27 protein-coding genes and 1 tRNA gene are annotated in these 24,986 nt (G+C 60.2%); 15 read left to right on the forward strand and 13 right to left on the reverse strand.

Annotated features, from left to right (window positions below; all coding sequences use genetic code 11):
* Positions 1-91: 91 nt before the first annotated feature.
* The 7 genes from OJ996_RS04445 to OJ996_RS04475 are packed head-to-tail and all read left to right on the forward strand — an operon-like array spanning position 92 to position 5,037.
* Positions 92-1,054 (forward strand): ring-cleaving dioxygenase, encoded by a 963-nt coding sequence (locus OJ996_RS04445; RefSeq protein WP_264511613.1) that lies wholly within the window; start codon positions 92-94, stop codon positions 1,052-1,054.
* Positions 1,055-1,061: 7 nt separating this feature from the next.
* A complete protein-coding gene (locus OJ996_RS04450) occupies positions 1,062-1,691 on the forward strand; it encodes an alpha/beta hydrolase (protein ID WP_264511615.1) in 630 nt (209 codons plus the stop codon).
* Between the two features lie 42 nt (positions 1,692-1,733).
* Complete coding sequence (locus tag OJ996_RS04455; protein ID WP_264511616.1) at positions 1,734-2,423, forward strand: histidine phosphatase family protein; 690 nt, start codon at positions 1,734-1,736, stop codon at positions 2,421-2,423.
* Positions 2,420-2,848 carry a ribose 5-phosphate isomerase B gene (gene rpiB, locus OJ996_RS04460; RefSeq protein ID WP_264511618.1) on the forward strand — a complete coding sequence of 143 codons (429 nt, stop codon included), beginning with the start codon at positions 2,420-2,422 and terminating at the stop codon, positions 2,846-2,848. The genes OJ996_RS04455 and rpiB overlap by 4 nt, the downstream gene beginning before the upstream one ends.
* Positions 2,845-3,291, forward strand: coding sequence for a YiiD C-terminal domain-containing protein (locus OJ996_RS04465; RefSeq protein ID WP_264511620.1), 447 nt, complete (start codon positions 2,845-2,847; stop codon positions 3,289-3,291). The genes rpiB and OJ996_RS04465 overlap by 4 nt, the downstream gene beginning before the upstream one ends.
* A 1-nt stretch (position 3,292) precedes the next feature.
* Entirely contained in the window at positions 3,293-4,582 is a 1,290-nt protein-coding gene (locus OJ996_RS04470; protein WP_264511622.1) for a leucine-rich repeat-containing protein kinase family protein, read from the forward strand.
* A gap of 11 nt (positions 4,583-4,593) precedes the next feature.
* Positions 4,594-5,037, forward strand: a complete 444-nt coding sequence (locus tag OJ996_RS04475) for a DUF5069 domain-containing protein (RefSeq protein WP_264511624.1) — start codon at positions 4,594-4,596, stop codon at positions 5,035-5,037.
* A 6-nt stretch (positions 5,038-5,043) separates the two neighbouring features.
* Here the strand turns inward: OJ996_RS04475 and OJ996_RS04480 are convergent, their stop codons facing one another.
* From OJ996_RS04480 to trxA, 3 genes are all read right to left on the reverse strand, one after another.
* Positions 5,044-5,850, reverse strand: coding sequence for a class I SAM-dependent methyltransferase (locus OJ996_RS04480; RefSeq protein WP_264511626.1), 807 nt, complete (start codon positions 5,848-5,850; stop codon positions 5,044-5,046).
* Positions 5,851-5,902: 52 nt separating this feature from the next.
* Positions 5,903-7,108, reverse strand: coding sequence for an MFS transporter (locus OJ996_RS04485; RefSeq protein ID WP_264511628.1), 1,206 nt, complete (start codon positions 7,106-7,108; stop codon positions 5,903-5,905).
* Positions 7,109-7,201: 93 nt separating this feature from the next.
* Positions 7,202-7,519, reverse strand: coding sequence for a thioredoxin (gene trxA / locus OJ996_RS04490; RefSeq protein ID WP_264511630.1), 318 nt, complete (start codon positions 7,517-7,519; stop codon positions 7,202-7,204).
* Between the two features lie 80 nt (positions 7,520-7,599).
* On the opposite strand from trxA, the gene OJ996_RS04495 reads away from it, so the two are divergent.
* Positions 7,600-8,214, forward strand: coding sequence for a TetR/AcrR family transcriptional regulator (locus OJ996_RS04495; protein ID WP_264511632.1), 615 nt, complete (start codon positions 7,600-7,602; stop codon positions 8,212-8,214).
* 60 nt (positions 8,215-8,274) lie between these two features.
* Here the strand turns inward: OJ996_RS04495 and OJ996_RS04500 are convergent, their stop codons facing one another.
* The 3 genes from OJ996_RS04500 to OJ996_RS04510 form a co-directional block, all read right to left on the reverse strand.
* Entirely contained in the window at positions 8,275-8,505 is a 231-nt protein-coding gene (locus tag OJ996_RS04500; RefSeq protein WP_264511634.1) for a hypothetical protein, read from the reverse strand.
* Between the two features lie 408 nt (positions 8,506-8,913).
* A complete protein-coding gene (locus OJ996_RS04505; RefSeq protein ID WP_264511636.1) occupies positions 8,914-9,036 on the reverse strand; it encodes a hypothetical protein in 123 nt (40 codons plus the stop codon).
* 603 nt (positions 9,037-9,639) lie between these two features.
* On the reverse strand, positions 9,640-10,302 hold the full coding sequence (locus OJ996_RS04510) for a hypothetical protein (RefSeq protein WP_264511638.1): 663 nt from the start codon (positions 10,300-10,302) through the stop codon (positions 9,640-9,642).
* A 328-nt stretch (positions 10,303-10,630) separates the two neighbouring features.
* Between OJ996_RS04510 and OJ996_RS04515 the strand changes: the two genes are divergently transcribed.
* The gene (locus OJ996_RS04515) at positions 10,631-11,533 is read left to right on the forward strand and encodes a DUF7452 domain-containing protein (protein ID WP_264511641.1); all 903 of its coding nucleotides are present in this window, start codon (positions 10,631-10,633) and stop codon (positions 11,531-11,533) included.
* Between the two features lie 353 nt (positions 11,534-11,886).
* Positions 11,887-13,731: a translational GTPase TypA gene (gene typA / locus OJ996_RS04520; RefSeq protein ID WP_264511643.1), complete on the forward strand. Its 1,845-nt coding sequence runs from the start codon at positions 11,887-11,889 to the stop codon at positions 13,729-13,731.
* A 64-nt stretch (positions 13,732-13,795) separates the two neighbouring features.
* On the opposite strand, the gene OJ996_RS04525 is transcribed toward typA, so the two are convergent.
* The 5 genes from OJ996_RS04525 to OJ996_RS04545 all read right to left on the reverse strand — a co-directional run bounded on the left by OJ996_RS04525 (position 13,796) and on the right by OJ996_RS04545 (position 18,005).
* Complete coding sequence (locus OJ996_RS04525; RefSeq protein WP_264511645.1) at positions 13,796-14,341, reverse strand: hypothetical protein; 546 nt, start codon at positions 14,339-14,341, stop codon at positions 13,796-13,798.
* 11 nt (positions 14,342-14,352) lie between these two features.
* Positions 14,353-14,910 (reverse strand): hypothetical protein, encoded by a 558-nt coding sequence (locus OJ996_RS04530; RefSeq protein ID WP_264511647.1) that lies wholly within the window; start codon positions 14,908-14,910, stop codon positions 14,353-14,355.
* 70 nt (positions 14,911-14,980) lie between these two features.
* On the reverse strand, positions 14,981-15,445 hold the full coding sequence (locus OJ996_RS04535) for a hypothetical protein (RefSeq protein ID WP_264511649.1): 465 nt from the start codon (positions 15,443-15,445) through the stop codon (positions 14,981-14,983).
* Positions 15,446-15,782: 337 nt separating this feature from the next.
* Positions 15,783-15,857: transfer RNA gene (locus OJ996_RS04540), tRNA-Val, on the reverse strand.
* Between the two features lie 321 nt (positions 15,858-16,178).
* Positions 16,179-18,005, reverse strand: coding sequence for an Hsp70 family protein (locus OJ996_RS04545; RefSeq protein ID WP_264511651.1), 1,827 nt, complete (start codon positions 18,003-18,005; stop codon positions 16,179-16,181).
* A 414-nt stretch (positions 18,006-18,419) separates the two neighbouring features.
* Between OJ996_RS04545 and OJ996_RS04550 the strand changes: the two genes are divergently transcribed.
* The 3 genes from OJ996_RS04550 to OJ996_RS04560 are packed head-to-tail and all read left to right on the forward strand — an operon-like array spanning position 18,420 to position 20,929.
* Positions 18,420-19,049 carry a hypothetical protein gene (locus OJ996_RS04550; RefSeq protein ID WP_264511653.1) on the forward strand — a complete coding sequence of 210 codons (630 nt, stop codon included), beginning with the start codon at positions 18,420-18,422 and terminating at the stop codon, positions 19,047-19,049.
* The gene (locus OJ996_RS04555; RefSeq protein ID WP_264511655.1) at positions 19,039-19,926 is read left to right on the forward strand and encodes a nucleotide kinase domain-containing protein; all 888 of its coding nucleotides are present in this window, start codon (positions 19,039-19,041) and stop codon (positions 19,924-19,926) included. The genes OJ996_RS04550 and OJ996_RS04555 overlap by 11 nt, the downstream gene beginning before the upstream one ends.
* 1 nt (position 19,927) lies before the next feature.
* Positions 19,928-20,929, forward strand: coding sequence for a thymidylate synthase (locus OJ996_RS04560; RefSeq protein WP_264511657.1), 1,002 nt, complete (start codon positions 19,928-19,930; stop codon positions 20,927-20,929).
* Here the strand turns inward: OJ996_RS04560 and OJ996_RS26365 are convergent.
* The gene (locus OJ996_RS26365; protein WP_345783759.1) at positions 20,900-21,412 is read right to left on the reverse strand and encodes an Nmad2 family putative nucleotide modification protein; all 513 of its coding nucleotides are present in this window, start codon (positions 21,410-21,412) and stop codon (positions 20,900-20,902) included. The two genes, OJ996_RS04560 and OJ996_RS26365, sit on opposite strands and share 30 nt — an antisense overlap.
* A 4-nt stretch (positions 21,413-21,416) precedes the next feature.
* A complete protein-coding gene (locus OJ996_RS26370; RefSeq protein ID WP_345783760.1) occupies positions 21,417-21,905 on the reverse strand; it encodes a TIR domain-containing protein in 489 nt (162 codons plus the stop codon).
* A gap of 155 nt (positions 21,906-22,060) precedes the next feature.
* Between OJ996_RS26370 and uraH the strand changes: the two genes are divergently transcribed.
* Together uraH and OJ996_RS04570 are read left to right on the forward strand one after the other, a co-directional pair.
* Positions 22,061-22,390, forward strand: coding sequence for a hydroxyisourate hydrolase (uraH, locus tag OJ996_RS04565; RefSeq protein WP_264511659.1), 330 nt, complete (start codon positions 22,061-22,063; stop codon positions 22,388-22,390).
* A gap of 922 nt (positions 22,391-23,312) precedes the next feature.
* Positions 23,313-24,416 (forward strand): hydantoinase/carbamoylase family amidase, encoded by a 1,104-nt coding sequence (locus tag OJ996_RS04570; RefSeq protein ID WP_264511661.1) that lies wholly within the window; start codon positions 23,313-23,315, stop codon positions 24,414-24,416.
* Positions 24,417-24,986: the final 570 nt, after the last annotated feature.

Raw genomic sequence — 24,986 nt, forward strand, 5'->3', positions numbered from 1 at the left:
GCCAGACTGTCTCGCGGGCATGCGCCCGCTGCATGCTCAGTCTATCAAGCGGGCATTTCCCGGAATGCCGGTCTTCAGCTAGTCTCACGCCATGACTCAAACCGCTACCGCACAGATCACCGGCATCCACCACGTCACGGCCATCGCCAGCGATCCCCAGAAGAATATCGACTTCTATGCCGGCCTCCTCGGCCTGCGCCAGGTGAAGAAGACCGTCAACTTCGACGACCCTTCGGCCTACCATCTCTACTATGGAGACGAGCACGGCACGCCGGGCAGCATCGTCACCTTCTTCTACTGGCCCGGCCATGAGGCCCGCGGCCGCATCGGCAGCGGCCAGACGACCGCGCTCGTCTTCTCCGCCCCGCCCGCCTCGCTCGCTTGGTGGCAGGAGCGCCTCGCGCGTCATGGTGTGAAGGTCGAGCACAAGACCCGCTTCGGTGAAGAGGTCCTTGCCTTCGTCGACCCGGATGAAATCCCCGTCGAGATCGTCGCTGTCGCGGAGGACTCGCGCAGCGGCTGGACCGGCTCCGGCATCCCCGCGGAGCATGCCATCCGCGGCCTCCACACCGCGGAACTCACCGTCGCCTTTGCCGCTCCCACGGAAGCGCTGCTTTCCATCGAGATGCAGTTCCGCCTCGTGAAGCGGGAAGGGGACCGCGCCCGCTTCGAAGCCGGCCCCGGCGGCTCCGGTCGCTATGCCGACGTGATCCAAGCTCCATCCGCGAAGCGCGGCAGCGGCGGCTCGGGCACCATCCACCACATTGCGTGGAGCGTGCCGGATGATGCCACGGAACTGGCCAAGCAAAGCGAACTGCAAGAATCCGGCTACCAAGTGTCACCCGTGATGGATCGCGATTACTTCCACTCGATCTATTATCGCGAGCGTGGTGGCATCCTCTTCGAGATCGCCACGGAGACTCCCGGCTTTGCCGTGGATGAACCCGCGGCATCCCTCGGCACCGCCTTGAAGCTCCCGCGCCAGTTTGAACCGCACCGCGCCAAGATTGAGCAGCTCCTGCCTCCGGTCGAAGTCGCCAAATCCTTCACCTGATCCGATCATGAACCTTCACGATTCCACCCGCACCTTGCATCTCGGCCCGCAGCCTGCGGCCGCGAAAGGTGCCTTGATCCTTCTTCACGGCCGTGGAGCCGATGCCGAGGACATCATCGGCCTCGCCGATCATTTTCCGGTGCAGGACCTTGCCGTCTTCGCCCCGCAGGCGACCCAGAATAGCTGGTATCCGCAGCGCTTCTTCGTGCCTCTGGAGGAGAACGAGCCTTGGCTCTCGAATGCCATCGGCCTTGTCGAGGGCTTGGTCGCGGAGATCCATGCTGCTGGCATTCCTTACGGGAAGATCGGCATCGCCGGGTTCTCGCAGGGCGGCTGTCTCGCGCTTGAATATGCCATGCGCCATCCCCGGGCCTACGGCCTCGTGGCCGGGATGAGCAGTGCCCTTGTCGGCCCGCCGAAGCTCACGCGCAGCCCTGCCGATCTCGGCGGCGTTCCGGTCCTCGTTGCCTGCGCCACGCATGATGCCCACATCCCGCTTCCACTGGTGGAGGAGAGCATCGCCACGCTGAAGGCCAGCGGTGCGGACCTCACCTCGCAAATCTTCCGTGGCTACGATCACACGATCTTCCCGGAGGAGATCGATTGGCTCTCCACGCGCCTCGCGGGATGGACGTGAGCACGGTTGCCATCCGGCCGCGGAAGTGGCTTGCTTCGGGCGATGTCAGTCACACGCATCTTCCTGATCCGCCACGGCGCTACCGTGCTCACCGCGGAAGACCGCTTTGCCGGCTCCACCGATGTGGAGCTCTCCGATGAGGGCCGCACCCAGGTGGGCCGCTTGGCCGAGCGCCTCAGCCTGATTCCGGTCGATGCGGTGTATGCCTCGCCGCTCGGCCGGACCATGGAGACCGCCCGCATCCTCGCGGCCCCGCATGCCATGAATGTCACCCCGCGGGATGGCCTGCGGGAGATCTCGCACGGCCACTGGGAGCAGCTCACCCGCAAGGAAGTGGAGGCGGCCTACCCGGCGGAGGCCGCGGCATGGGACCGCGATCCCTTCACCTTCGCCCCGGTCGGTGGCGAGAGCGGTCTCGCGGTCACCGCCCGCGCCCTTCCCGCGCTGCTGGATATCGTCCAGGCCCATCAGGGTAAGCCGGTCATCGTCGTTTCGCACAAGGCCACCATCCGGCTCCTGCTGAGTTCGCTTCTGGGCTTCGATCCCCGCCGCTACCGGGATAATCTCGACCAAGATCCCGCTGCGCTGAATATCATCGATTTCAAGGACCCGGTCCGGGCCCGTCTCATGCTTTTCAACGATAGCTCCCACTACTCCGAATCCGGTATGGCCATCCCCGATATCGCGGGCGCCTGTCTCTCGAAGTGGTGGGCATCCGACTCCCATCCATGAAGATCGCCATCGGTTCCGATCACGCCGGCTTCCGCTACAAGCAGGAGATCATCGCCCATCTCCGTGCCTCCGGTCATGAGGTCGCGGATTTCGGTACGGATTCCACCGAGTCCGTCGATTACCCGGTCTTCATCCGCCCCGTCGCGGAGGCGGTGGCCGCCGGGCAGTTTGAGCGCGGGATCGTGCTCGGCGGCTCCGGGAATGGCGAGGCGATCGCCGCGAATCGCGTGAAGGGCGTGCGCTGCGGTCTCTGCTGGAATGCGGAGTCTGCCCGGCTCACCCGCATGCACAATGATGCCAACGTGCTCTCCATCGGCGAGCGCATGATGGATTTCGCCACGGCCTTGGAAATCGTCGATATCTTCTTGTCCACCGCTTTCGAGGGCGGTCGCCATGTCGCGCGGATCCAACAGCTCGACGCATGAAGCCGCATCTGCTGCCGGAAGACATCGAGACCTTCCTTCACGGGAAGATCCCGGTGACGAAGGCGATGGCGGTTAGCGTGGAGTCTTATGATGACGACCGCCTCATCGTCACCGCGCCGCTGGATGTGAATCATAACCATCTCGGCACCGCCTTCGGCGGTAGCCTCGCGGCGATTGCCACGCTTGCAGGCTATTGCCTGCTCTGGCTCGAGCTCGGTGACAAGGATGCCCATATCGTGATCCGCAGCTCGAAGGTTTCTTACGACCGCCCCGTCCGCGGCAAGATCCGCGCTTTCTGCGATCGCCCTTCTGAGCAGGCCATGGCCCGCTTCCGGAAGAGCTACGAGCGCACTGGCAAGGCCCGCATCAAGCTTGCCGTCACCATTGAGGAAGAAGGAAACGTCTGTGTGGAGTTCGATGGCACTTACGTCGCCATCCGCTGACATGAGCCACCTTCCCGATACGCTCTCAAGGCTTCGTGCCGGTGAATTGGCAGGGGCCACCCGTCTCGACCTTTCCTGCGGGCTGACCTCCTTTCCCGAGGAAATCTTCGAACTCGCGCGCACTCTTGAGATCCTTAATCTAACAGGCAATCGCTTGTCGGATCTGCCCGCCGACCTAACGCGTCTGGCGAAGCTCAAGATTCTCTTCTGCTCTTCGAACGAATTCGAGCATGTCCCCGAGGTCCTTGGTTCGTGCCCTTCGCTGGAGATGGTCGGGTTCAAGTCAAACCGCATCGCCAAGGTCGAGGAGGACTCGCTGCCTTCATCGCTCCGTTGGCTGATCTTGACGGACAACCGGATCGAGCGTCTTCCCGGATCGATAGGTCGCTGCACAGGCCTTCGCAAGCTCATGCTCGCGGGCAACCGCTTGGAGGAGCTCCCGGCGGAGATGGCCTTCTGCACGGCCTTGGAGTTGATTCGCCTTTCCGCGAACTGTTTCCACTCCCTCCCTTCCTGGCTCTTCCAGTTGCCCCTTCTCTCATGGCTCGCCATCAGTGGCAATCCGCTGGCTGCCGCTCCCGTGTCGCTTGAAACCGAAGTCCTTTCCTGGAACGACATCGAGCTTCAGGAAAGGTTGGGCGAGGGCGCTTCAGGGGTGATCTATCAAGCCCTTCGTAGAAGCGCTGGTGAAGAACTTCCTGCTGCCGTGAAGGTGTTCAAGGGCGAGGTCACCAGTGACGGCTTCCCTGCCGACGAGATGGCGGCGAGCCTTGCCGCAGGCGATCATCCGCATCTCATTCCCGTGCTCGGGAGAATCGCGGATCATCCGGAGGGCAGGCATGCGCTTGTGATGAAGTGGATCGGCCCGGAGTATCGTTCGTTGGCCGCTCCGCCTGATTTCCAGACCTGCACGCGGGACGTTTACGCTCCCGATCTCTTGCTCACGGCTTCGTCGGTCCGCGGCATTGCCGCCTCCATCGCGGCTGCTGCTGCCGCCCTACATGGCAGGGGATTGATTCACGGCGATCTCTACGCGCACAACATTCTCTGGAATGGGCATTCCCATGCGCTGCTCGGGGACTTCGGTGCCGCTTCCTTTCATCCTCCCGGGCTTGCGCCGGATTTGGAGCGGATCGAGGTTCGGGCCTTCGGCTGCCTGTTGGAAGAGCTGCTTGCGCGCGCCGATCGCTCCGCCGATGCTGATCTGGGAGGCCTGCAGGAACTTGCCGGACGTTGTCTCTCACCGCGTCCCTCGGAGCGCCCGCTCTTCCGGGAGATCGTGATTTCCTGACCCGTCATACCATGCCAGCCACCATCATCCCCTGCCTTCGCAGTCCCTACGATACAGTAGGGGGCATCGTCCAATTCGGCAGGATGCTCGATAAGATCCGCCTCCATGTCCGTGGCGAACTCCCTCCCGGTTGGGTTGAGGCCATGGGTGTTCCCCGGGGCTATGATGCGCGTTGCTGTCGCTTCCTCCACGTGGACTATGCTGAGCTCGTGGCAGAGACGCTCAAGGGTGGTGGTGACGAGGAACTCCTTGCTTGGGCCTTTGAGAAGGGCCGTGAGCCGAACGAGGAGGAGATCGAAGTTTGGAACGGCTTCATGATGAAGATCGGCTGGCGCGATGCTTATGCCGAGCGCGTCCGCTTCCGCTTGGAAGAGTCCGGCTTCCCGCCTGGATCGGTGCTTACCATGTTCGACTTCATCGAACTGGATGAGGGTCGCCCGCCGCGCTTCTCGTGAGCCGTCTTACACCACTCCCACTCGCAGGCGTGAAGACCAGAGCCAGCGCTTCTTGCCGGGCATCAGGCTGCCAGCCTTCTCGCGCAGCCGCGTGATTCCGATTTCATCTTCGCTGAGTCCGGCCTTAAGGAGCGTCTGTACGCTTCCTTGGCTCAGTGCCAGCCCGACCAGACGCTCGGCATCCCCCTCGTCCTCGTCGTGGAGCAGGATCTCCCGCACCCAGCGGAAGGCACCGCTGGCATGCATCCTCGTGAGGTGACCGGATTTCTCGTAGAACTCCAAGGCATCGGCGAGGCCCAGTTCGCGCTCCAGTGCGCGCCCCTGCCGGTCGCATTCGGCATAGGCCTTGTCGACTTTCCAGATGCCGGTGACCGGTGGCCAATCGTAGTCGCAAGCGGCGAAGACTCCGCCAGCTTTCAAGATGCGGGCGGCTTCTGAGAAGGTTCCCTGCGGATCCATCCAATGCAGTGCTTGGGCGCAAGTCACGATATCCACGCTGCCATCCGGCAGACCCGTGTCGTGGGAGAATCCGCGCTGGTAGCGCAGGCCTTCGCCCCCGCGGCGCTCCGCCTCGGCCCGCATCGAGTCGGTCGGTTCGATGCCGATGATGTGGGAGATCTTGCCGACCCAGTACCGGCTTGAAAGGCCGGTCCCGCAGCCCAGGTCCACGACCGTCCCGCTGGCGTCGGCTTGGGCAATCTCCATCAGGAGACTGGCCATCCGTGCCGGAGGGGCCGCCCGGTGCTCGTCGTACTGGCCGGCGAAGCCCGTGAAGCGATCCATGTTCCCGGCGAAGGTTGTCTCGGCATCCATGGTCCCAAGTTGGATCGCTCGCCCCGGAGTGCAAGCCGTCCTGTGTGAGCCTTCAGGAATCGCAATCCATGCAGGGCACCAAGCCGCTCTCCTTCTTCGGGCTGACCATCATCAGCAGCGCCAGTCCCACGCTCAGGGCAAGCACCCCGGCCGCGGCCCATCCTACCCATCCCAGTCCGTAGGCATCGATGACGCGTCCGCCCACAACGGCTCCGAGACCGATCCCCATGTTGGCACCGGAGATGTTCAGCGAGGCTCCCAAGCCGGGATTCGCGGAGGCGGATTTCATCACGCGCACATGCGCCGCTGTGAAGAGCCCTGCTTGTCCCGTGCCCCAGACGGCCAGGATCAGTCCCGTTAGCAGGTAGGAATGAAGCGCTGGGACGAGGGCGACCATTGCCAGCGCGATCGGCACGCAGAAGAAGACCGAGGCTCCCAGCGCGCTGCGATCGACCAGCTTTCCGCCGAGCCAGTTTCCGATCAAGCCCATCGTTCCGAAGCCCATCAGGATCCAGCCGATCGTAGCCCCGTCGAACTTGCCGATCTTCTCAAGGATGTCCGCCAAGTAGGTGTAGGAGGTGAACATCCCCGCAAAGACGAGCAGGGAGAGCAGCACGTTCCCGGCGACGAAGCGGTCGCGCAGGATCCCCATCTGGGCCATGACCGGGATGGCTTCCTTTTCGATCCGCATGATCGGCAGGAAACGCATCAGCAGCACTGCCTTGGCCAAGGCCAGCACCGCCAGCGATCCGAAGGCGACTCGCCAGCCGAAGGCGTCCGCGACCAAGGTTCCGATAGGGATGCCGAAGATGGTGGCGGCTACGACGCCGAACGAGACCATCGAGATTGCCTTCCCGGCGCGCTCCGGCCCCATGATTTCCACCGCCGTTTCACTGGCCAAGGCCCAGAATACCGGCAACGCCAAGGCGGGGATGAACCGGGCGAAGGCCATCACCGCGAAATTGGATGCGGTAGCCGCAAGCAGGTTCGACACGGCAAAGAGCAGCAGGGTCGCCACGAAAAGCTGCTTCCGCTCGAAGCGGCCCATGATCGCCGTCAGCGGCGGCCCGACCGCTGCCACGGTGAAGGCGAACAGGGTGACCAACAGGCCCGCCGTGGGAACACTGACTTGTAGATCGCGGGCCATCGCCGGGAGCAGGCCCACGATGATGAACTCGGTGGTGAGAACGGTGAAGCCGGCGGCGGAGAGAAGGAAAATCGGCAGCAAGGACGCGCCGCGTGAAGTAGAGGAGCTCATGCAGAGGGTGACCACCGTATCAACAGATCGGCCCGCGCAAGGTGATCCCGCGCGGACCGATGTCTATCCCACATACTCAGAAATGTCCGGCGATTACGCCGCCGCCAAGGCCTCGGCTAGTATCCGCTTGTCCTGCGCACCGCGCAAGACCTTCACCGCCTTGCCGTCCTTGAAGACGATGAAGGTCGGGATCGCTTGAACCCCGTAGCGTACGGCCAGATCGCGAGAGGCATCGACATCCACTTTCGCAACCAGCGCCTTGCCCTGCCATTCGGTGGCGAGCGCGTCCACGACCGGGCCGCTCATCTTGCAGGGACCGCACCACTCCGCCCAGAAGTCCACCAGAACGGGCTGGCCCGTCCCTTGGATCGCGGCATCGAAAGTCTCCGTCGTCAGTGCAATGGTATTCATAGTCGTCAAAGCTGGACTTTTGTAACGAACGGTAGAGACGTATCTCCGGAAACAAGCTGCGTCAAGCGAGTTTTTTACCGATGAGTACAGAAAGCACCAAGTCTCTTTCATCTTTGGGCCGGCCCCGCGAATTCGACGCGGACCTCGCCCTTGAGAAGGCGCTGCGGGTGTTCTGGGAGAAGGGCTACGAGGGCGCTTCCATGGCCGACCTCACCGCCGCCATGGGCATCAACCGTCCCAGCCTCTACTCGGCCTTCGGCAACAAAGAATCCCTCTTCCGCAAGGCGATGCAGCGCTACACGGCCGGCCCCGCCTCCTACGTGACCCGGGCCCTCGAAATGCCGACTGCGTACCAGATGGCTAGAGCTTTGCTCGACGGGGCGGTGGATGTGCTGAGCAACCCCGGCAACCCGGGTGGTTGTCTTTCTATCCAAGGTGCTCTGGTTTGTGGCGACGAAGCCAAGGCGATTCGCGAGGAACTCGTCACCATGCGCTCGAGCACCCAACTCGCGATTCGCGAGCGCCTCGAACGCGCGAAAAGAGAAGGGGAACTCGTGGAGGCGACGGACGTTTCCACCCTCGCCGCCTATCTCGCCACGGTCATTCACGGTTTGGCGGTGCAATCGGCGGGCGGAAGCTCCGCCGCGGAACTCCGGGCCGTGGCGGATCACGCCCTCCTGCGCTTTCCCGCCTGAAGCAAAACACCGGCAACCTGCTAGGGATGCCGGTGGGTAAAAGCTTCGTATCTCAGGGGTTCACTCGGTCGCGTCCTTGACGTCTTCCTTGATGTCCTTGGCCGCGTCTTTCACGTCATTGCCTGCGTCTTTGGCCGCGTCCTTGATGTCTTCACCGGCGTCCTTCAGTTCCTCGTTCGGACGGCGGTCCAGCGCGTCGTCGATCTTTTCCTTCACCTCCGGCGTCTCGTTTTTCTCACAAGCGGGGATGAAGGCAAGGGCGGCAGCAGCGAAGAGGTAGTTCAATTTCATTGTAGTCTTCGGGTCTCGCCCACGGCTGACTCCGGAGGCTAACAACCTTTTCGCTCCGCTTCCTGCTTTGTCAAATGGCCTGCGGGAGTGCAGTTGGCGTGCTGCTCAAAGACTGACGGGTCGGTTATAAAATTCTCGTGATGAGTTGGGTCCGATCTGCATGAAAAAGGCGGGACACACCCTGCCGACCGCAGACGAGGAACGGCACAACGTGAGCGATTTTTGGTGGCTGATTTTCCATCATGTTTGGCGACGCATGGAAGCAAGCAGTCGTAGGTTCTGCGGGCCACACTTTGGAAGACCATGAGGTCTAGGGATATCTACGGGCAATCAACGACAACCTCTCAGGCCTTGAGGTGCCTGACTGAAGTCCAACCATCGGTAGCCACTTTATCGGACTTCCTCGCCTCACTGGTCGAAGCGGCCCCATACCGCATTCACACCGTCATCGTTCGGCGTCCCGGTCACCGGCGTCTTGCGGGCCGTCGTGAAACGTGGCGGGCTGTATTTGAGCGGCCCGCTCTTTGGCATCGTACCATCCCCGTAGATCTTGACCAGCTGCGCGAAGTCGATGTTCGTGCCGAAGGCTCCTCGGCTGCTTGCAAATAGGCGTGGTGGCCGTCCGAGGTGAGTTGGACGCGGTGCTTGAGACGGCCCGCAGGGTCATTCATGAAAGCTTTCGCGCTGTAGCCGTCGCGGCTACCGACATGCCAGCATGGGACCAGCCTGGTATCGGCACACAGGGCAACCCATGTCCAAACGTCGCCCCATACTTCAGCCCGCTTCTCATCGGTTGTGTTCTTGTCCTTGGCCCCGACGAACGACCAAATCTCATCGCACTCCAAGCGCTTGCACGGCAAGTTGCGGAAAGCGTCATCTTGGCAGGCGCTGCCTGCGTAGCCAAGCCGCTCAAGCAGGCTTGGCTACGTGGTGCGATGGATGCCCGTCATGCGGGTCGTGCTGCGAAGGCTGTTACCCTCGACCAGAGCGGCGACGGCGTGGGCACGTTTGCGCAGTGATAACCTGTTCATCCCTTGTTGGGCTGAGTGGTATAGTTTGACGTGTAAAGCACTGATACGCAGACGCAAGAAACCCGCCGCAAGGACGGGCTTCGAGGTTCAGATAGGGCGAGGTCTAAGTCGGCGGGGAATACCAGTTCCCATCTTCGTCGAGTCGTGACGCAAGGTGCTTCACAAACTCTGGAATCAGATGGAGAAGCGTCTCCGCATTCGTGGCGTAGAAAGACTTGTTGCCGTGAGCCAAGTCATTCCGCCACTGGAAAGCAACCAACCGATTCAAACGGCAGGCCCCGTTCATGAAGTCTTTGTCTGTCCCAACAGGTAAAGTGCTAGGATTGGCATCCCTACTCTTTTCGTATGCTTCGCAGGTAGCTCTCCAACTTTTGCCGGGAGCTGCGCCCGCAGCTTTCGCGAACGCTTTGACGCAGGACTCGAAAAGCATGACCAGATGAGAAACGCATGCGGTGTCCTCACGGAACGCAAAGCACCGCAGGGCGCGCCGAAGATCATCTCGCAAAGCCGCATCTTTGAATCGGACGCTAAAGTCTTCGCCGACCAAAGATTCAGGCGACAGCTCCACCCAATGAACCCGGTCGCTAGGGACCGCGAAGAACTTCACGGAAACCATTTCGCGCTCAACAAACGTCCGAACAAACTCGACCATCGGCAGATAGTCTTTGAAGCGAGCCGGGTCTTGTAGTTCAGCGGACACTTCGCGGACGCCTTCTGCGGTAGTCCCCATCCCTATGCGGTCTAGCTCGGCAGCGAGCTTGTTCAACGGCTGGGTCAGGGGCCAGTGTTCGGTTCCGTCTAGCGCCCCCGTGTCCACGCCGCTCTGCGTGCGGGATAGGCTGTCCGGTGTGCTCGGAAACGACACGTACCGCGAGTTCGTTCGGACTCAGACGCAAAAAAGGATCAGGAAAAACCTGATCCCCTAGTACGGCGGGCGATTGGAATCGGCGCTTTATTCAAACTGTACCATTACCCAACCTTGCTTCAAGCCTCTGTTATCCGCTTCCGGTTGATGGTTGGTTTCAAAAAAGAAGATTGTTGATCCAGACGGGGACCCGCACGTAGAAAGATCGGCGCGGTCGACTCCGCGTCTTATGAAAACTCTTCAGTTACCTCGCCTGTTTTTCCCAGCCAACTCTATGCGGGCATCGCTAGCAGTAGTTCTTCTTACTATCGCTTCGTCCCACGGGGCAGCCGCTCCAAGAGTCTATCGCTTCATTTCTACAGCAGCGAATACAACCGATCATTCACTGACTGTTGACCACCCCGACTTCAATGGAAAGCCCTCTCACCGGTTGATCGTATCACAGTACTCGGTCGGTGTTTCCAATCCGCATAATGTTAGCGTCCTTTACAATCACGCCACTCAAAGGTGGCAGATCTTCAACAGCGATTTCGAAGATATTTCGGTGAACGCTGGCTTTAATGTGATGATTGCTCCGGCTTCCAAAACAACGAGCGTAACACCTCAGAACCTCGACGGAGGCCTCGCATTTTTCCAGACACAGAAAAACAACCCGGAGGCGAACTTGCTCTGCACCCACATGAGCAACCCAGTTCCAATCCTGAACGGCGTGGCCCAACCGAACAGCATCGGCCTGTTCTTCATTCCCGCTGGCTCCCGACATCCTTCGATCGCGAGCCGCTGGGCCCTTTTCCAAGAAAATGGTGAACCACACGTAGCGGCAGCTTATAACATTCTTGACGTTACTAAGCTCAAGGTAGGGGGCTCTCTGATCTCCTTTCGTCACGCGGCTGTTACCGCGAATACCGCCAACGGTGAAACGGTGATCACGAACGCGCTTACCGATGGCAAGCCGGACGCCGTGCTTTTTGTGCAGCATTTCTTCTCGCAGGGCGCCGCAGCTAATAACGTTGATGAGATCCTTGGCGTCCGTTATTCGGATGGGAAGTGGCGGATATTTGTCCAAGACGGAGATGACCTGCCGGTTACCAGCGGTTACATGGTCGTCGCCTTTCCAACCGTGACACCCTGAGGCATCCGGGTTTTTCCGTAGGGCAGATGCTAAGGCATCTACCCTACGGCTTCAGTTGCGAGCATAATTTGTTGATCTCTATTGATATACAGGATGCATGCTGGCCTGCCCCGAGGTCTTGGCATGTCGAAAGCAAATGGTTCTTCTCACGACGTTCGGCCCGATTACGGGCCAACTTGAGGAAATCGCCCGCGCCCCCGACCTGATTATTTGCCGCGCAATTCATACGAATCTAAATGGGGAAATGTAATTGTCTCCGTCTCCGCGGCGGGAACGTCACGTGCTTCCCCCTTGCCAATCCGGGAAAAAGGGGCCATAGGCCCCGCCGCCCTTGCCCCGGGGTTCACGCCGCCATGTCACTGAAAGTCCGCAATCTCGCCATTATCGCCCACGTTGACCACGGGAAAACCACGCTCGTGGACCAGCTCCTGCAAGCAGGCGGGACCTACCGTGACAATCAAGCCCAACAAGAGCGCGCCATGGATTCCATGGACCTCGAAAAGGAAAAGGGCATCACCATCAAGGCCAAGAACACTTCCATTCACTGGGAAGGCTACACGATCAATATCGTGGACACCCCGGGCCACGCCGACTTCGGCGCGGAGGTGGAGCGCGTGATGAAGATGGTGGATGGCGTGCTGCTCGTCGTGGACGCCTCCGGCGGTCCGCAGGCCCAGACCCGCTTCGTGCTGCGCAAGGCGATGCAGGAAGGCCTCAAGCCAATCGTGGTGGTCAACAAGATCGACCGCCCGCTGGCCACGCCGATGAAGGTGCACGATCAGGTTCTTGAGCTCCTGCTCGACCTGGATGCCGACGAGGAGCAGTTCAACGCTCCTTTCTGCTACGGCTCGGCCCGCGACGGCTACTTCATGGATCATCCCGATGACGAGCGGAAGGACTGCGTGCCGCTGCTCAAGAAGATCATCGAGCACATCCCTGCCCCGAAGGCCGATCCGGAAGCACCTTTCCTCATGCTCGTCTCGAACATCGAGTGGGACGACTACGTCGGCCGTGTCGCCGTCGGCAAGGTCCTCGGTGGCAGCGTGAAGAAGGGCGACACCGTCTGGTTGCTTCGCGAGGACGGCACCAAGACCCAGTCGAAGGTGATGAAGACCTTCTCCTACTCCGGCTTGGCCACCACGGACTCCGAAGGCTGCAGCGCCGGCGGCATCGTGGGCGTCGCCGCTGGTATCGAGAACGTGAACATCGGCGAAACTCTCGCCGGTAGCTCCGAGCAAGAGCCGCTTCCCTTCGTCGCGATCGACCCGCCGACGGTGTCGATGCAGTTCTCCATCAACGACGGTCCGCTCGCCGGTAAGGAAGGCAAGCACGTGACCTCCCGCGCCATCCGCGATCGCCTGATGCGCGAGCTGAAGACGAACATTTCCATCACCGTCGAGGACACCGATACCTCGGGCGTCTTCAACGTCTCTGCCCGTGGTGCGATGCAGATCGCGGTGCTGGTCGAGCAGATGCGCCGCGAAGGCTTCGAGGTGCTTGTTTCCCGCCCGGTCGTGATCTTCCGTCGCGACGAGGCAGGTAAGGTGCTCGAGCCCTTCGAAACGCTCTACGTGGAAGCTCCGGGCGACTATACCCAAGGCATCCTGAAGATCCTCATGAACCGCAAGGGCATGATGGAGCACATGGACACCGAGGCCAGCGGCCGCGTGTTCATCCAAGCCTCCATCCCGACCCGCGGCCTGATCGGCTTCGAGACCGAACTGGTCAACCTGACCTCCGGTCACGGTATCATGAGCCACCTCTTCAAGGAGTATGCCCCGCACGCCGGCGAGATCCAGAACCGCACGACCGGTACGCTGGTCTCGATGGATTCCGGTGCCGCCACGCCGTACTCGCTGCAGATGCTCGAGGAGCGCGGTATCCTCTTCGTCGCCCCCGGCGATGCGGTCTATGAAGGCATGCTGGTGGGCGAGAACCCGCGCGTGGGCGACCTGCCGGTGAACCCGGTGAAGGAGAAGCACCTCGATAACATGCGCTCCTCCGGCAAGGACAAGACTTCCAAGCTCACCCCGGCGATCCGCTTCTCGCTGGAGCGCGCGATCGAATACATCGACGCGGACGAGCTGGTCGAAGCGACCCCGCAGAACATCCGTCTCCGCAAGCGCCTCCTCGATGCCAACGCCCGCAAGCGCGCGGCCAAGGGCATCGCCTATGAGGATCGCAGCAACCGCGGCTAAGTAAGGGAAAAACCCGCCAAACCCGGCATCTTCCCCAATAGCCTTCCCCGCAAGGGCCGTTCCGTTATCGGGACGGCCCTTCGTCTTGAAGCGGCATGGCCTCTTGGTCCAGCTCGCTGCGGCGGGCGGCGTTCTCGGAGTGCAACATGGCCATCTCACCGGCCCAGCGGCTTATCTGCCAGTGGCGGAGGAACCAGAGGCCGGTGCCGATCATGGCGAGAAGGATGGCCAAAGAGGTCCACGCAACGGCGATTGGTACCCAGCCGCTGTCGATCTCGTCCGCCGCGCTCCAGACGATCGCGCAGGAGATGAGGCCGACGAGGATGCCCCAGCGGATCGCGCCGCTGCCATCGATGCGGCTGAAGCGGAGGTAAACCGCCGTGAGGAACAGGACACTCGGGAGGATCCAACCGAGGATCAGGACCTGCGGGGTCGCGAAGAGGTTGTCGGCCCCGGTTTCGTCGAGCAGACCGTCGCCCGCCCAATCCGCTGCGACCAAGGCCGTGGCCCCGGTAGTGACCGCCATCCAGATCGCGCCGAGGAAGACGAGGATGTTGCCGAAGGTTCCGGCGACGGCTCCGGCGAAGTTATCCGCGAAATCGAGCTTCATGGGGGCTCCGCTCAGATGGGAATCCCCAAATCCTCCGCGCTGCTGCTGACGGTGCCGAACTTCTTCTCCAGACCGGCGCGGCGCTCGACATTGGCGGCGAGCAGCTCTTCCAGATGGTTCCGGCCGCGATTTGCCTCAAACTTTCCGTAGCGCCGGACCGCGCGGCGGATGGCGGTCGTGAAGGCGATGGTGATGGCAGCGGCGACGATCTTCGGGAGAATCCCACCGGGGATCGCCATGATGAAGATGCCGGTGATCATGAAGGCCTGCAGGGTGGCGAGGATGTTCCAATGCTTCGCCTCCACGTTCTCGGAGCGGATGAACCACATGCCGGTCCAGAAGACGAAAGCGATGATCGGCAGGACGGCGAGGACATACATCAGCCCGCCTTGGACCCCGACTTCGCCGCCACCCGCGTAGCCGAAGCTGCCCTCGGCCAAGGCGGTGCCGGCCATCAGGGAAAGCACGCCGATGCCGGCGCCGGAAAGTATCGCCATGGCGAATACGAGCGCCTTCAGCAGCACCCAACCGATGCTATCGACCAGCAGTTCGATGAATCCGGCTTTCATGATCCCCCTATCTCTCATAAACGGGAGATAAAGGCAAGAAGCGCGTGGCTTGCCGGCCGCGAAACGGATTTTAGCCCTCGCTCGGGGGGAAGATGACGGCGACGCGTTCGATGCCGTTCTTGGAGAACTCCTCCCAGTAGCGCTTCTCGATGTCCTGGGTTTGGGCGCGGCGTTCTTCCTCGGTGAGTTTGGTCCACGCAGGCATGCCGATGGCACGGGCGAGGTCGCGGTCGGCAAGGCGGATGACGAGCTCTTCCCAGAAGACCTCGTTGCGGAACTCGTCGTAGCACTGCTGGTAGAAGGAGCCGTCCTGATAGTCGGGGGTCAGGTGGTGCTTCTGCTTCTCCTCGTCGAAGGCGATGTGGGTGCCTTGGCCGGCGTGCTTGGCCTTCTCCAGGACCTTCTCCTCGAGCGCCTCGTAGGCGGCGACGCCTTCCTCGGAGCCGGGGCGCTCGTTCCATGAGGCGACTTCGGCGGCCAGGCTGACCATCTCCACGAGGGTATCGAGTTCGTCTTCGGTGAAACGCAAATGCATGTCGGGGCGGGGAGGGAAGCACTGCTTGGGGTACGCCGCAAGCTTGCGCTGGGAGAGAGGTGAAGTGCCGGGTGATCCGTGAGCAGTGATCAGCGGGAGTCGGCTACCGCGGAGACACGGAGGTCGCGGAGGAACGCAGAGAGGGAAAGGCGGGAAATGGAAACGCCAAGACGCGAAGTTCGCCAAGTTTCCGAGGGCGAGGTTTGGGCGCGGAGCTCTTGGGGCGTTGAACCGCTTAAGGCGCTGCGCGTAGGGTTCTCACCCGTCCTCTTTGCGTTGGGATGGGCGGGGACCTCGGGGTGCCGGGCTGGCCTTGGGATGGGCGTGGCGTGCGAGGTGGTACACGAGGACGGGATCGAACCGCCGACCATCCCGGTGTAAGCGGGACGCTCTACCGCTGAGCTACTCGTGCTTTTGCCTGCGGACGGGGGGACTGTCTGTGGAAGGAAGGGGGCGGGCAAGCTAGAAGTGGGGGGGTGGGGGGAGAGAAATCACTAATCACTAATCTTCTAATCACAAATCGGGGTGCGCGCTGCCGCGCGGTTGGGGGGAGGGGGCGAGTGATCGGTGTTGAGTTGGAAGGAAAGGCAGGTGCCGAGTGAGCAGTGAGCAGTGGAAAGGCGGGGGTGGGGGGTGGATACTAGGGGGGTCGTCCGTCTGAAGGCCGGGACTAGGTACCCTTGGTGGCGGGCATTGAGAACTGCTTCGTCCGCTCACGGAGTGAGCGGACTACTTAGAGGCGTTTGAGCATGGCTTCTTCCATGGCGCGTTCGACTAGGGCGGCGGCGAGGGTTTCGGTGGCTTGATCGAGGCGCTGGACGGCGGCTTTGAGGGGGTTGGGCTGGCCATCGGCCAGGGCGGTGCGGACGGCGGTGGCGGCGGACTCGATCTCTTGGCGCTGGGCGGGGGTGACGAGGTCGGCGGCGGCGAGGAGGGCTTGGTCGACGGCGGGGAGGAGTTCCTCGGCCTTCATGCGGGCCTCGGTGAAGATGCGCTCCGCCATGTCCTCGAAGGCGTGGTCGACGGACTCGCCGACCATCTGCTCTACGGCGGCGTCATCGACGTCCACGGCGGAGTTGCGGATCTCCACGATGGTGTCCTGGCCGGTCTTCACGTCGCGGGCGAGGACTTCGAGGATGCCGTTCTCATCGATGCGGAACTGGACACCGACGCGGGCCTGGCCCTTGGGGGCGGGGTCGAAGGGAACTTCGAAGTTGCCGAGCTCCCAGTTGTCGCGGGCCATCTCGCGCTCGCCCTGCAGGACGCGGACGCGCATGGAGGCCTGGCCGGCGGCGGCATTGGTGAACATCTCGCCGGCCTTGCAGGGGATGGTGGTATTGCGCGGGATGAGGACGTTCATGAGGCCGCCGAAGGTCTCGATGCCGAGGCTGAGCGGGGTGACATCGAGCAGCACCATCTTGCGCAGGGAGCCGCCGAGGACGCCGGCCTGGATGGTGGCGCCGAGGGCGACGGCTTCGTCCGGGTGCTGGGAGAGGTCCGGCTCGCGGCCGAAGAGGGTGGCGACGGCCTGGCGGACGGCGGGGATGCGGGTGCTGCCGCCGACGAGGACCACGGCATCCAGGTCCTCCGTGCTGGCATTGGCATCCGCCAGGGCCTGGCGGCAGCAGGTGAGGCTGCGGGCGATGAGGGGGCGGAGGATCTGCTCCAGCGCGGCGCGGTCCACGAGGGTTTCCAGGCTACTAGAGCCATCGTAGAAGGGGGCGCGGAAGCTCTCGCTCTCGCGCTCGGAGAGGGCGCACTTCACGCGCTCCGCTTCCTCGATCAGGCGGATGCGGGCGGCGGCGGGGAGGGCCTCGAAATCGATGCCGGCGGTGGCGGCCACGTGGCGGGCGAGGGCCAGGTCGATGTCATCGCCGCCGAGGCGGGTATCGCCGCGGGTGGCGAGGACTTGGAAGACGCCGTCCTGCATCTCCAAGATGGAAAGATCGAAGGTGCCGCCGCCGAGGTCGTAGACGGCCACGCGGGACTTCTCCGCCAGCTTGTCGAGGCCGTAGGCGAGGGCGGCGGCGGTGGGCTCGCTGAGGATGCGGACGACTTCCAGCCCGGCGAGTTCCCCGGCGCGCTTGGTGGCGGCGCGCTGGGCGTCATTGAAGTAGGCAGGCACGGTGATCACGGCCTTGGTGGCCGGGCGCTCCAGGCGCATCTCGGCGATGCGCTTCAGCTCCTTCAGGATCTCCGCGCTGACTTCCTCCGGGCTGCGGCCCAGCACGCGGACTCCGCCGCTGCCATCGGCGGCGCGCTCCATGGGGACGCAGAACTCGGTCTCCTCGCCATGGCGGCGGCCCATCAGGCGCTTCACGCTGGTGATCACGCGGCCGGGATCGGCGGAACGGCGGCGCAGGGCCTTGCGGCCGACTTCGATGTTGCCGGTGCTTTCTCCTTCTGCGGCGGGGCCGGGGCTGCTGCCGAACCAGACGGCGCTGGGGGTGATGCGCTTGCCCTCGGCATCTGCGAGCAGGATCGGGAAGCCGAATTCCACCGCGCCCACGGCGGAATTGGTGGTGCCGAGGTCGATGCCAAGGATCAGTTCGCTGCTCACCGGGGGATGCTGGGTAGGGGGCTCTTGTGGGTCAATGGCCCGCATCTGTTCGGTGTTGCGATTCAGGGTTCAAGGTTCGGCGATCGGGGGGCAATAGCTGGGAGAAAGGTCAGGAAATGTCTGTGGTTTTGGAAAAGTTCGAGGAAGGGACGGCGAGGGGTGAAGGGAGTATAGGCAGGTCTGGGGAAGGGATGCACGAGGGAAGGGCTTGCCGGCCGCAAATGGGAAAATTCAGCTTCCAATCTAACAGTGAAGGTCGGGACTAGAGATGGCGGAAGGACTCTTTTATCTTAAAAAATAATCCTGAAGCCCCGATGATTTCATATGGACTCAGAGGAAACTTTGGTATTAAGATTGACTTCAATCAGTTTATAGCGATCCTCTAACCAAAAGACAATCTATAATAAAGTTTCGATGGCAGACCCTCAAACCAGTCAAGAAGATATCGGGGAAGTTACCGAGGTTAGGGATCCCTCTCTCGTTTCATTGAGTATAGAGAACGGGCAAGTAGTAATGAGGCTTGATTGGGCACTGATTTTACTCGCGATCGTGGGATTTATATTCTGGGTTGTGGCACGGAGCCGATCATCTGCGCTCAAACAGGAGATCGATTCTGTCACGATCAAATTTGGCGGGCTGCCGGAAGCGGTCATAAAAATTAATAGGGATACTCAAAAAATAGCATTCGCAGCGTATGCCGAGCTCGTGACTCGAAAAATCGCATTGCCGTTTGACGAGGACCACGATGTTATTGAAGATGTTTATAAGTCGTGGTATCAGGTGTTTTCAACGGTCCGAGACCTAATTAAGCAGATTCCCGCGCATCACCTAACTTCGTCGGAAGATACAAGAGAACTTGTTCAGGTGTTGATTAATCTTCTCAACCAAGGGTTAAGGCCGCATCTTACCAAATGGCACTCTCGATATAGGCGGTGGTATGCTGCAGAACTTGAAAACAATAAGGACCATCTGGTGAGTCCTCAAGAAGTATTGGAAGTTCGCTTGCGCCCGCCAAGCTATCTTTTTCGCACGTTTGAGGGGTGAAGCCCCGCCTTGGACTAAAGATAGAATTCTTGCAGCCTATAAATTTACTAATGCTTACAGGGCGAGCGACAGGGTGAGTCAGTTCCTTATTAGGAATGTCATTTATAGCGGCGATCAAACGCTAGATGAAGTGTTTCTGCGTACTATTCTCTTCAAGATATTCAATAAAGTCGAAACGTGGGAGTTGTTAGTCAAAGCCTTTGGCGAAGTGAGCTTGAGAACGTTTACTCCGCAAGGATACGGGAAAGTTCTCGACTCCGCAATGAATGAAGGTAAACGAATCTACTCTGCGGCATACATCATGCCTTCAGGTGGTAGGAATGGAGAATTCAAGAAGAAGCACGATATGCATCTCCATCTCCTGAAGAGGATGATGGAGGATTCCTTGCCAAGAAAGATACAAGATTGTGAAAAGATGGTCGAGGCTTTCCATCTTCTTAAGTCCTATCCTTCGATCGGGGACTTTCTGGCTTATCAATTTGTTACTGACCTCAATTACAGCCCTCATCTGAGATTTTCTGAGAAAGAATTTGTGTGTGCCGGCCCCGGTGCGATCGATGGGATTAGCAAATGCTTTGAGAATTCGTCCAGGCTCCCAACTGAAGAAATCATCAAGATCATGGTGGAGCTCCAGCATGAGGAGTTTAGGAGATTATCAATCGACTTTGAAAGCCTGGGGGGAAGAGAATTACAACTCATCGACTGTCAGAACTTGTTTTGTGAAATAAGCAAATATTCTCGGGTCGCGCATCCTGAGGTGCTAGGTATTGCTGGAAGAACCCGGATCAAACAAACTTTTAGCATGACGGGGCCACCTCCCATCCCGTGGTATCCCCCGAAATGGAACATAAATCAGAGAATCAAGAATCAATTGTGAGATGTTTAATTTATTCGATGGTCCCACGGCAGACGACGTTTGGCTAAGGATTGTTGCGGAGCTGAGTCGGGGATGTCAGCCGTTGTTGGGCGGGCGCGGTGGCGAATTCAAAGAGTTGCTTCACACCGCGATATCGGTAAGTGATCCGCGAGAAAGGTGGGTGGTTTCACGTCAACCCACAATAAATCCGGCCTTTGCTATAGCAGAAATCGTTTGGATTTTAGCAGGTCGAAATGATTCTGCTTTTCTCAACTATTTCAATTCTACGCTCCCGCGGTTTGCGGGAGAGGGTGAGTCTTACCACGGTGCCTATGGCTACAGGCTCAGGAAGCATTTCTCAGTCGATCAACTAGCTGTTGCTTTTGAGAGTTTGGCAAACAATCCGCAGTCTCGGCAGGTTGTTCTGCAAATTTGGGATCCGCAGTCCGATTTGCCGCTCAACGATGGCTCTCCCGCCTCGCCTGACGTCCCCTGTAATTTGTCGTCTGTGTTAAAGATACGAGACGGGGCTTTGGAATGGCTTCAAATTATGCGAAGTAATGACGTGTATTTGGGCTTTCCCCACAATGTTATCCAATTCACCATGCTTCAGGAGGTCCTTGCTGGCTGGCTAGGTTTAAGGCTTGGGTCTTATAATCATGTTAGTGACAGCCTTCATGTCTATCGTCGTGATCTAGATTTGACGACGAATGTTGGCAAAATCTCGATGCCGTCTAAGTCGGATAGATTCAACGATAATTACGCGGATACGCAGAAGTATGTTGGGCGGCTTGCAAGTTTGGTGGAGGATATAATCGATCCCGGCAATTTGCCTCTAGATCTGTTGAATAAGTTGTCAGGCTTGAGGGTTTCGCCTGGATGGTTTAATTACGCGGCAATTTTAACCGCCGAGGCCTGCAGGCGGAGACAGGATATTGATTCAGTGAGCTTAGCTCTAGAGCTCTGCGGCAATCAACAATTGCGCTTCATTTTTTCATGTTGGCTCAAACGTGTGGCGCCTTAGTCTTGTTGCGAGATGCCTGTAATTCGGTTTCGCTATCTTGACAGCATTAGAACCGAAATAGAAGAAATGGGTAGATATGAGGACGGCGTCTTTCTGGGTATCGTTCCTAGTGTTGTGAGAATTCTGGCTCCCGTCAAGATTACTATGATGAGAGTCTGCCTGAATCCATTCGCCCTGGAGGTCTTGATGATAGATGTTGTCGCCTAGTAACATCGTTTTCGATCCATTTCTGACCGGCTTTTTTGAAAGGAAATCAGGATTTGTCCAATATTCATTAAAAGTAATCTTTGTGGTGACCTTCATGCCAAAGATACATCTGCCAGTAGCATTAAGTTTTTTCCCTCCCATTCCTAAGACCCAGTCTCCTATCGCGGCAGAGCCTCGAAGGATAGGTTTGCAGGTAGCTAAAGTGCAAATTCCGTGAAATGGGTTTGGAGCAAATCCAAAATCTCGATCAACGACATAAACAAATACCCTTGGCATCGTATCAACATTCGCTGTGGCCACCCTCGTTGACCGGCGGTCGAAGACCGCCTTCTGGGGACTCAAATACGTTCTCGGAGCCGTCGATCGCGTTTAGTATCGAATCTGAATTCCAATTCACCAAGGCGGCGGCACAGTCTTCAAAGGCTGGGGGAACATCTGCCTGCGTGCCCCCTCGTTCAAAGACCCCAACAATTCGCTTACCCTGCTCGTGGGCTGTGGTGATCTCCCAGTTTACCCATGATCGTTTATGAGTTTCCTTTCCGATCAAAACTACAACCGTAGACGCCCACGAAATCTTCATTCTCAGCAGTCGTTTGATGACTGCTGGATCAACCAATCCTCGCGCTAGTCGGTCTTGGTTGGCGGGTTTTGCACGTATAGAGCTGTTTCTTACATCGTAACCCTTTTTAGACACTAATTTAACGAGTGCATCTACTGACGCGTCGTCGGCGTGATGATGACTTATGAAAAGATGACGGCGATTACTCATTCCTTGGGAGGGTGTCGGATCGCAGAGATAAAAAGGCGGGATCTCTTAGATGGCAATATTATCTTTCTGAGGTTTCATTCTCACCGTTTTGTAAATGAGCCACGACTCAGTTGTAAGGCTTGATCCGGTTGGAGGCTTCCGCCACTTTCGGATCAGTGAGTAAGCTAACCACCCACGTGCTCGACACCACCCACGGTCGTCCCGCTTACGGGATGGGGATTCAGCTTTTGAAGGAGGGGGTGGTGCTGGCTTCGATGGTGACGAATGTGGACGGGCGTTGCGACGGGCCGCTGCTGGAGGGGGAGGCGCTGGTGCCGGGGATCTATGAGCTGCAGTTCCATGTGGCGGCGTACTTCGCGGGGCTGGGGGCGAAGTCGCCGTTCCTGGATGTGGTGCCGGTGCGGTTCCGGGTGGAGGAGGGGAAGAGCTACCACGTGCCGCTGGTGGTTTCGCCGTATGCGTATTCGACGTATCGGGGGAGCTAGAGGGGGAGATCACTAATCACTAATCTTCTATCACAAATCGGAGTGCGGCTGCGCCGGGGGGAGGGGGAGAGGAAGAATTCCGCTGCGCGGGAGTGCCGAGTGATCAGTGAGCAGTGATCAGTGGGAGAAGTTTGCTAGTGGGCAGTTTTCAGTTTTCAGGGGAGGGTCTACCGCGGAGGCGCAGAGGTCGCGGAGGGGCGCGGAGAGAGAGGAAGTTTTAGCTCTGAGCTCTGGATTCTGGATTCTGGATTCTTGAATGGAGGGAGGGTTGGGGCGGGCGTTGTTTGGGGCGGAGGCGAGAAGCCGGAAGGACGAGAGTCCTTTCGCTACGGCGAGGGTGTGATGGGGAGTGAGCGGTGCTTCGCTCGACCGTCCAAGCGGACTGAAGATCCGCGTTCCCGGGGGGGCGGAGCCGCGGGTTTTTGGTGGGGTGTGTTTTCCCGTGGATGGCGGTTTGGTTGGGTTTGGTTTGGCGGGAGGGATTGGGGTGTTAGGGTAGGGGGTGATGATTTCGTTCGAGGAGGCTTTGGGGCGGTTGTTGGGGCGGATCGAGGCGCTGGGCGAGGTGACGGATACGCCGGGGGCTTTGACGCGAACCTTCCATTCGCCGGCGAATCTGGCTGCGTCGCGGGTGGTGGGGCGGTGGATGGAGGAGGCGGGGATGACTGTCTCCTATGATGCTGGGGGGACGGTGAGGGGGATTCTCGCTGCGCGAGGGGAGGAGTTTGCTAGTGTTCAGTGTTCAGTTTGCAGGGAAGGCGAGGAGGGAGGAGTGCCGAGTGAACAGTCAGCAGTGATCAGTGGAAAGGCAGGAGAGGCGGGAGGAACTTCGAACTCTGAACTTGGAACGCTGAACTCTGAATCTGGAGTGGAGGATAGGGGCGAGGGACGCACCCCCTCCTTGGATGGGAGGCCGCTTTTGATGGGGTCGCATTTGGATACGGTGATCGATGCGGGGAAGTATGATGGGGCGCTGGGGGTTTTGATGGCGATTGCGGCGCTGGAGGTGACGGGTCCGCTGGGGTTCCCGGTGCATGTGCTGGGGTTCTCCGATGAGGAGGGGGTGAGATTCCATGCGACGTATCTGGGGAGCCGGGCTTGTGTGGGGGAGCTGACGCGGGAGGTGCTGGAGATGCGGGATGCGTATGGGATTTCGGTGGGGGAAGTGCTGGAGTGCGGAGTGCGGAGTGCGGAGGAGTTTGCTAGTGTTCAGTGTTCAGTTTTCAGGGAAGAGGGGGAAGGCGGAGTGCCGAGTGATCAGTTAGCAGTGATCAGTGAAAAGGCAGGAGAGCAGGGGGAGGCGGGGATGATGAGGGTGGAGGAGTTTCATTATGCGCCGGGGGAGTGCCGGGGGTATGTGGAGGTGCACATCGAGCAGGGTAGGGTGCTGGAGGAGTTGGGGGAGGCGGTGTGCGGGGTGAGCGGGATCTGCGGGCAGAGCCGGCTGATGCTTTCGCTACGGGGGCAGGCGGATCATGCGGGGACGACGCCGATGGAGATCCGCCGGGATGCGCTGGCGGGGGCCTGCGAATGCGTGCTGGCGGTGGAGGCGATGGGGCGGAGGCAGCCGCCGCTGGTGGCGACGGTGGGGAAGATGGACATCCGGCCGGGGGCCTCGAATGCGATTCCGGGGGAGGTGCGGTTCACGCTGGATTTCCGGCATCCGGTGGATGCGGTGCGGGAGGCGCTGCTGGGGGAGCTGCTAGGAATCCTGGCAGGGATCGCGGAGAGCCGGGGTCTGGAGCTGGGCTGGGAGATGGTGCAGGAGAACGGGGCGGTGCCCTGCGATGCGGATCTGCGGGAGGCGCTGCTGGATGCGGTGGAGGCGGTGACGGGGAGTCGGCGGGAATTACCGAGCGGGGCGGGTCACGACGGGGTGATGATGGCGACGGCGATGCCGGTAGGGATGGTGTTTGTGCGGTGTCGCGGGGGGCTGAGTCATCATCCGGAGGAGTATGCGGCGCCGGAGGATGTGGCTGTGGGGTTGAGGGTGTTGGTGGGGTTTTTGAGGAGTGGTAGATGGTAGATGGTGGATGGTGGATGGTGGATGGTGGATGGTGGATATTTCTACCGCGGAGGCGCAGAGGTCGCGGAGGAACGCAGAGGGGAGATTGGGTTTGAGAGGTGGTGGGACCGCCAAGGCGCGAAGGGCGCCAAGTTCTTTGAGGGGTAGGAGGGGTGAAGGATCGAGGTGGTGGGGTTTGGAGCGAGCGTGAGAGCTGCTTGATTTGTGGGTGGCTTCTGCGGGCCGGAGGCGCCGCGCTCCCGGGCGCTGACGCGTTGGGTTTGGGAGGTGGTGGGACCGCGAAGGCGCGAAGGGTGCTGAGTTTTTTGAGGGCGAGGAGGGGTGAAGGATCGGGGTGGTGGGGTTTGGAGCGAGTGTGAGAGCTGCTTGATTTGTGGGTGGCTTCTGCGGGCCGGAGGCGCCGCGCTCCCGGGCGCTGACGCGTTGGGTTTGGGAGGTGGTGGGACCGCGAAGGCGCGAAGGGTGCCGAGTTTTTTGAGGGCGAGGAGGGGTGAAGGATCGGGGTGGTGGGGTTTGGAGCGAGTGTGAGAGCTGCTTGATTTGTGGGTGGCTTCTGCGGGCCGGAGGCTC

This window comes from Luteolibacter rhizosphaerae, assembly GCF_025950095.1.
GTDB classification, from domain to species: Bacteria; Verrucomicrobiota; Verrucomicrobiia; order Verrucomicrobiales; family Akkermansiaceae; genus Haloferula; species Haloferula rhizosphaerae.

Bases quoted from the DNA above. Each gene is read 5' to 3' on its own strand.
- OJ996_RS04560 (WP_264511657.1), top strand. From the start codon at position 19,928: ATGTTTAATTTATTCGATGGTCCCACGGCAGACGACGTTTGGCTAAGG.
- OJ996_RS04470 (WP_264511622.1), top strand. From the start codon at position 3,293: ATGAGCCACCTTCCCGATACGCTCTCAAGGCTTCGTGCCGGTGAATTG.
- typA (WP_264511643.1), top strand. From the start codon at position 11,887: ATGTCACTGAAAGTCCGCAATCTCGCCATTATCGCCCACGTTGACCAC.
- OJ996_RS26370 (WP_345783760.1), bottom strand. From the start codon at position 21,905: ATGAGTAATCGCCGTCATCTTTTCATAAGTCATCATCACGCCGACGAC.
- OJ996_RS04445 (WP_264511613.1), top strand. From the start codon at position 92: ATGACTCAAACCGCTACCGCACAGATCACCGGCATCCACCACGTCACG.
- OJ996_RS04550 (WP_264511653.1), top strand. From the start codon at position 18,420: ATGGCAGACCCTCAAACCAGTCAAGAAGATATCGGGGAAGTTACCGAG.
- OJ996_RS04570 (WP_264511661.1), top strand. From the start codon at position 23,313: ATGGGGTCGCATTTGGATACGGTGATCGATGCGGGGAAGTATGATGGG.
- rpiB (WP_264511618.1), top strand. From the start codon at position 2,420: ATGAAGATCGCCATCGGTTCCGATCACGCCGGCTTCCGCTACAAGCAG.
- OJ996_RS04515 (WP_264511641.1), top strand. From the start codon at position 10,631: ATGAAAACTCTTCAGTTACCTCGCCTGTTTTTCCCAGCCAACTCTATG.
- OJ996_RS04500 (WP_264511634.1), bottom strand. From the start codon at position 8,505: ATGAAATTGAACTACCTCTTCGCTGCTGCCGCCCTTGCCTTCATCCCC.
- OJ996_RS04495 (WP_264511632.1), top strand. From the start codon at position 7,600: ATGAGTACAGAAAGCACCAAGTCTCTTTCATCTTTGGGCCGGCCCCGC.
- OJ996_RS04525 (WP_264511645.1), bottom strand. From the start codon at position 14,341: ATGAAGCTCGATTTCGCGGATAACTTCGCCGGAGCCGTCGCCGGAACC.
- OJ996_RS26365 (WP_345783759.1), bottom strand. From the start codon at position 21,412: ATGCCAAGGGTATTTGTTTATGTCGTTGATCGAGATTTTGGATTTGCT.
- OJ996_RS04530 (WP_264511647.1), bottom strand. From the start codon at position 14,910: ATGAAAGCCGGATTCATCGAACTGCTGGTCGATAGCATCGGTTGGGTG.
- trxA (WP_264511630.1), bottom strand. From the start codon at position 7,519: ATGAATACCATTGCACTGACGACGGAGACTTTCGATGCCGCGATCCAA.
- OJ996_RS04455 (WP_264511616.1), top strand. From the start codon at position 1,734: ATGTCAGTCACACGCATCTTCCTGATCCGCCACGGCGCTACCGTGCTC.
- OJ996_RS04480 (WP_264511626.1), bottom strand. From the start codon at position 5,850: ATGGATGCCGAGACAACCTTCGCCGGGAACATGGATCGCTTCACGGGC.
- OJ996_RS04475 (WP_264511624.1), top strand. From the start codon at position 4,594: ATGCCAGCCACCATCATCCCCTGCCTTCGCAGTCCCTACGATACAGTA.
- OJ996_RS04505 (WP_264511636.1), bottom strand. From the start codon at position 9,036: ATGCCAAAGAGCGGGCCGCTCAAATACAGCCCGCCACGTTTCACGACG.
- OJ996_RS04535 (WP_264511649.1), bottom strand. From the start codon at position 15,445: ATGCATTTGCGTTTCACCGAAGACGAACTCGATACCCTCGTGGAGATG.
- OJ996_RS04450 (WP_264511615.1), top strand. From the start codon at position 1,062: ATGAACCTTCACGATTCCACCCGCACCTTGCATCTCGGCCCGCAGCCT.
- OJ996_RS04485 (WP_264511628.1), bottom strand. From the start codon at position 7,108: ATGAGCTCCTCTACTTCACGCGGCGCGTCCTTGCTGCCGATTTTCCTT.
- OJ996_RS04465 (WP_264511620.1), top strand. From the start codon at position 2,845: ATGAAGCCGCATCTGCTGCCGGAAGACATCGAGACCTTCCTTCACGGG.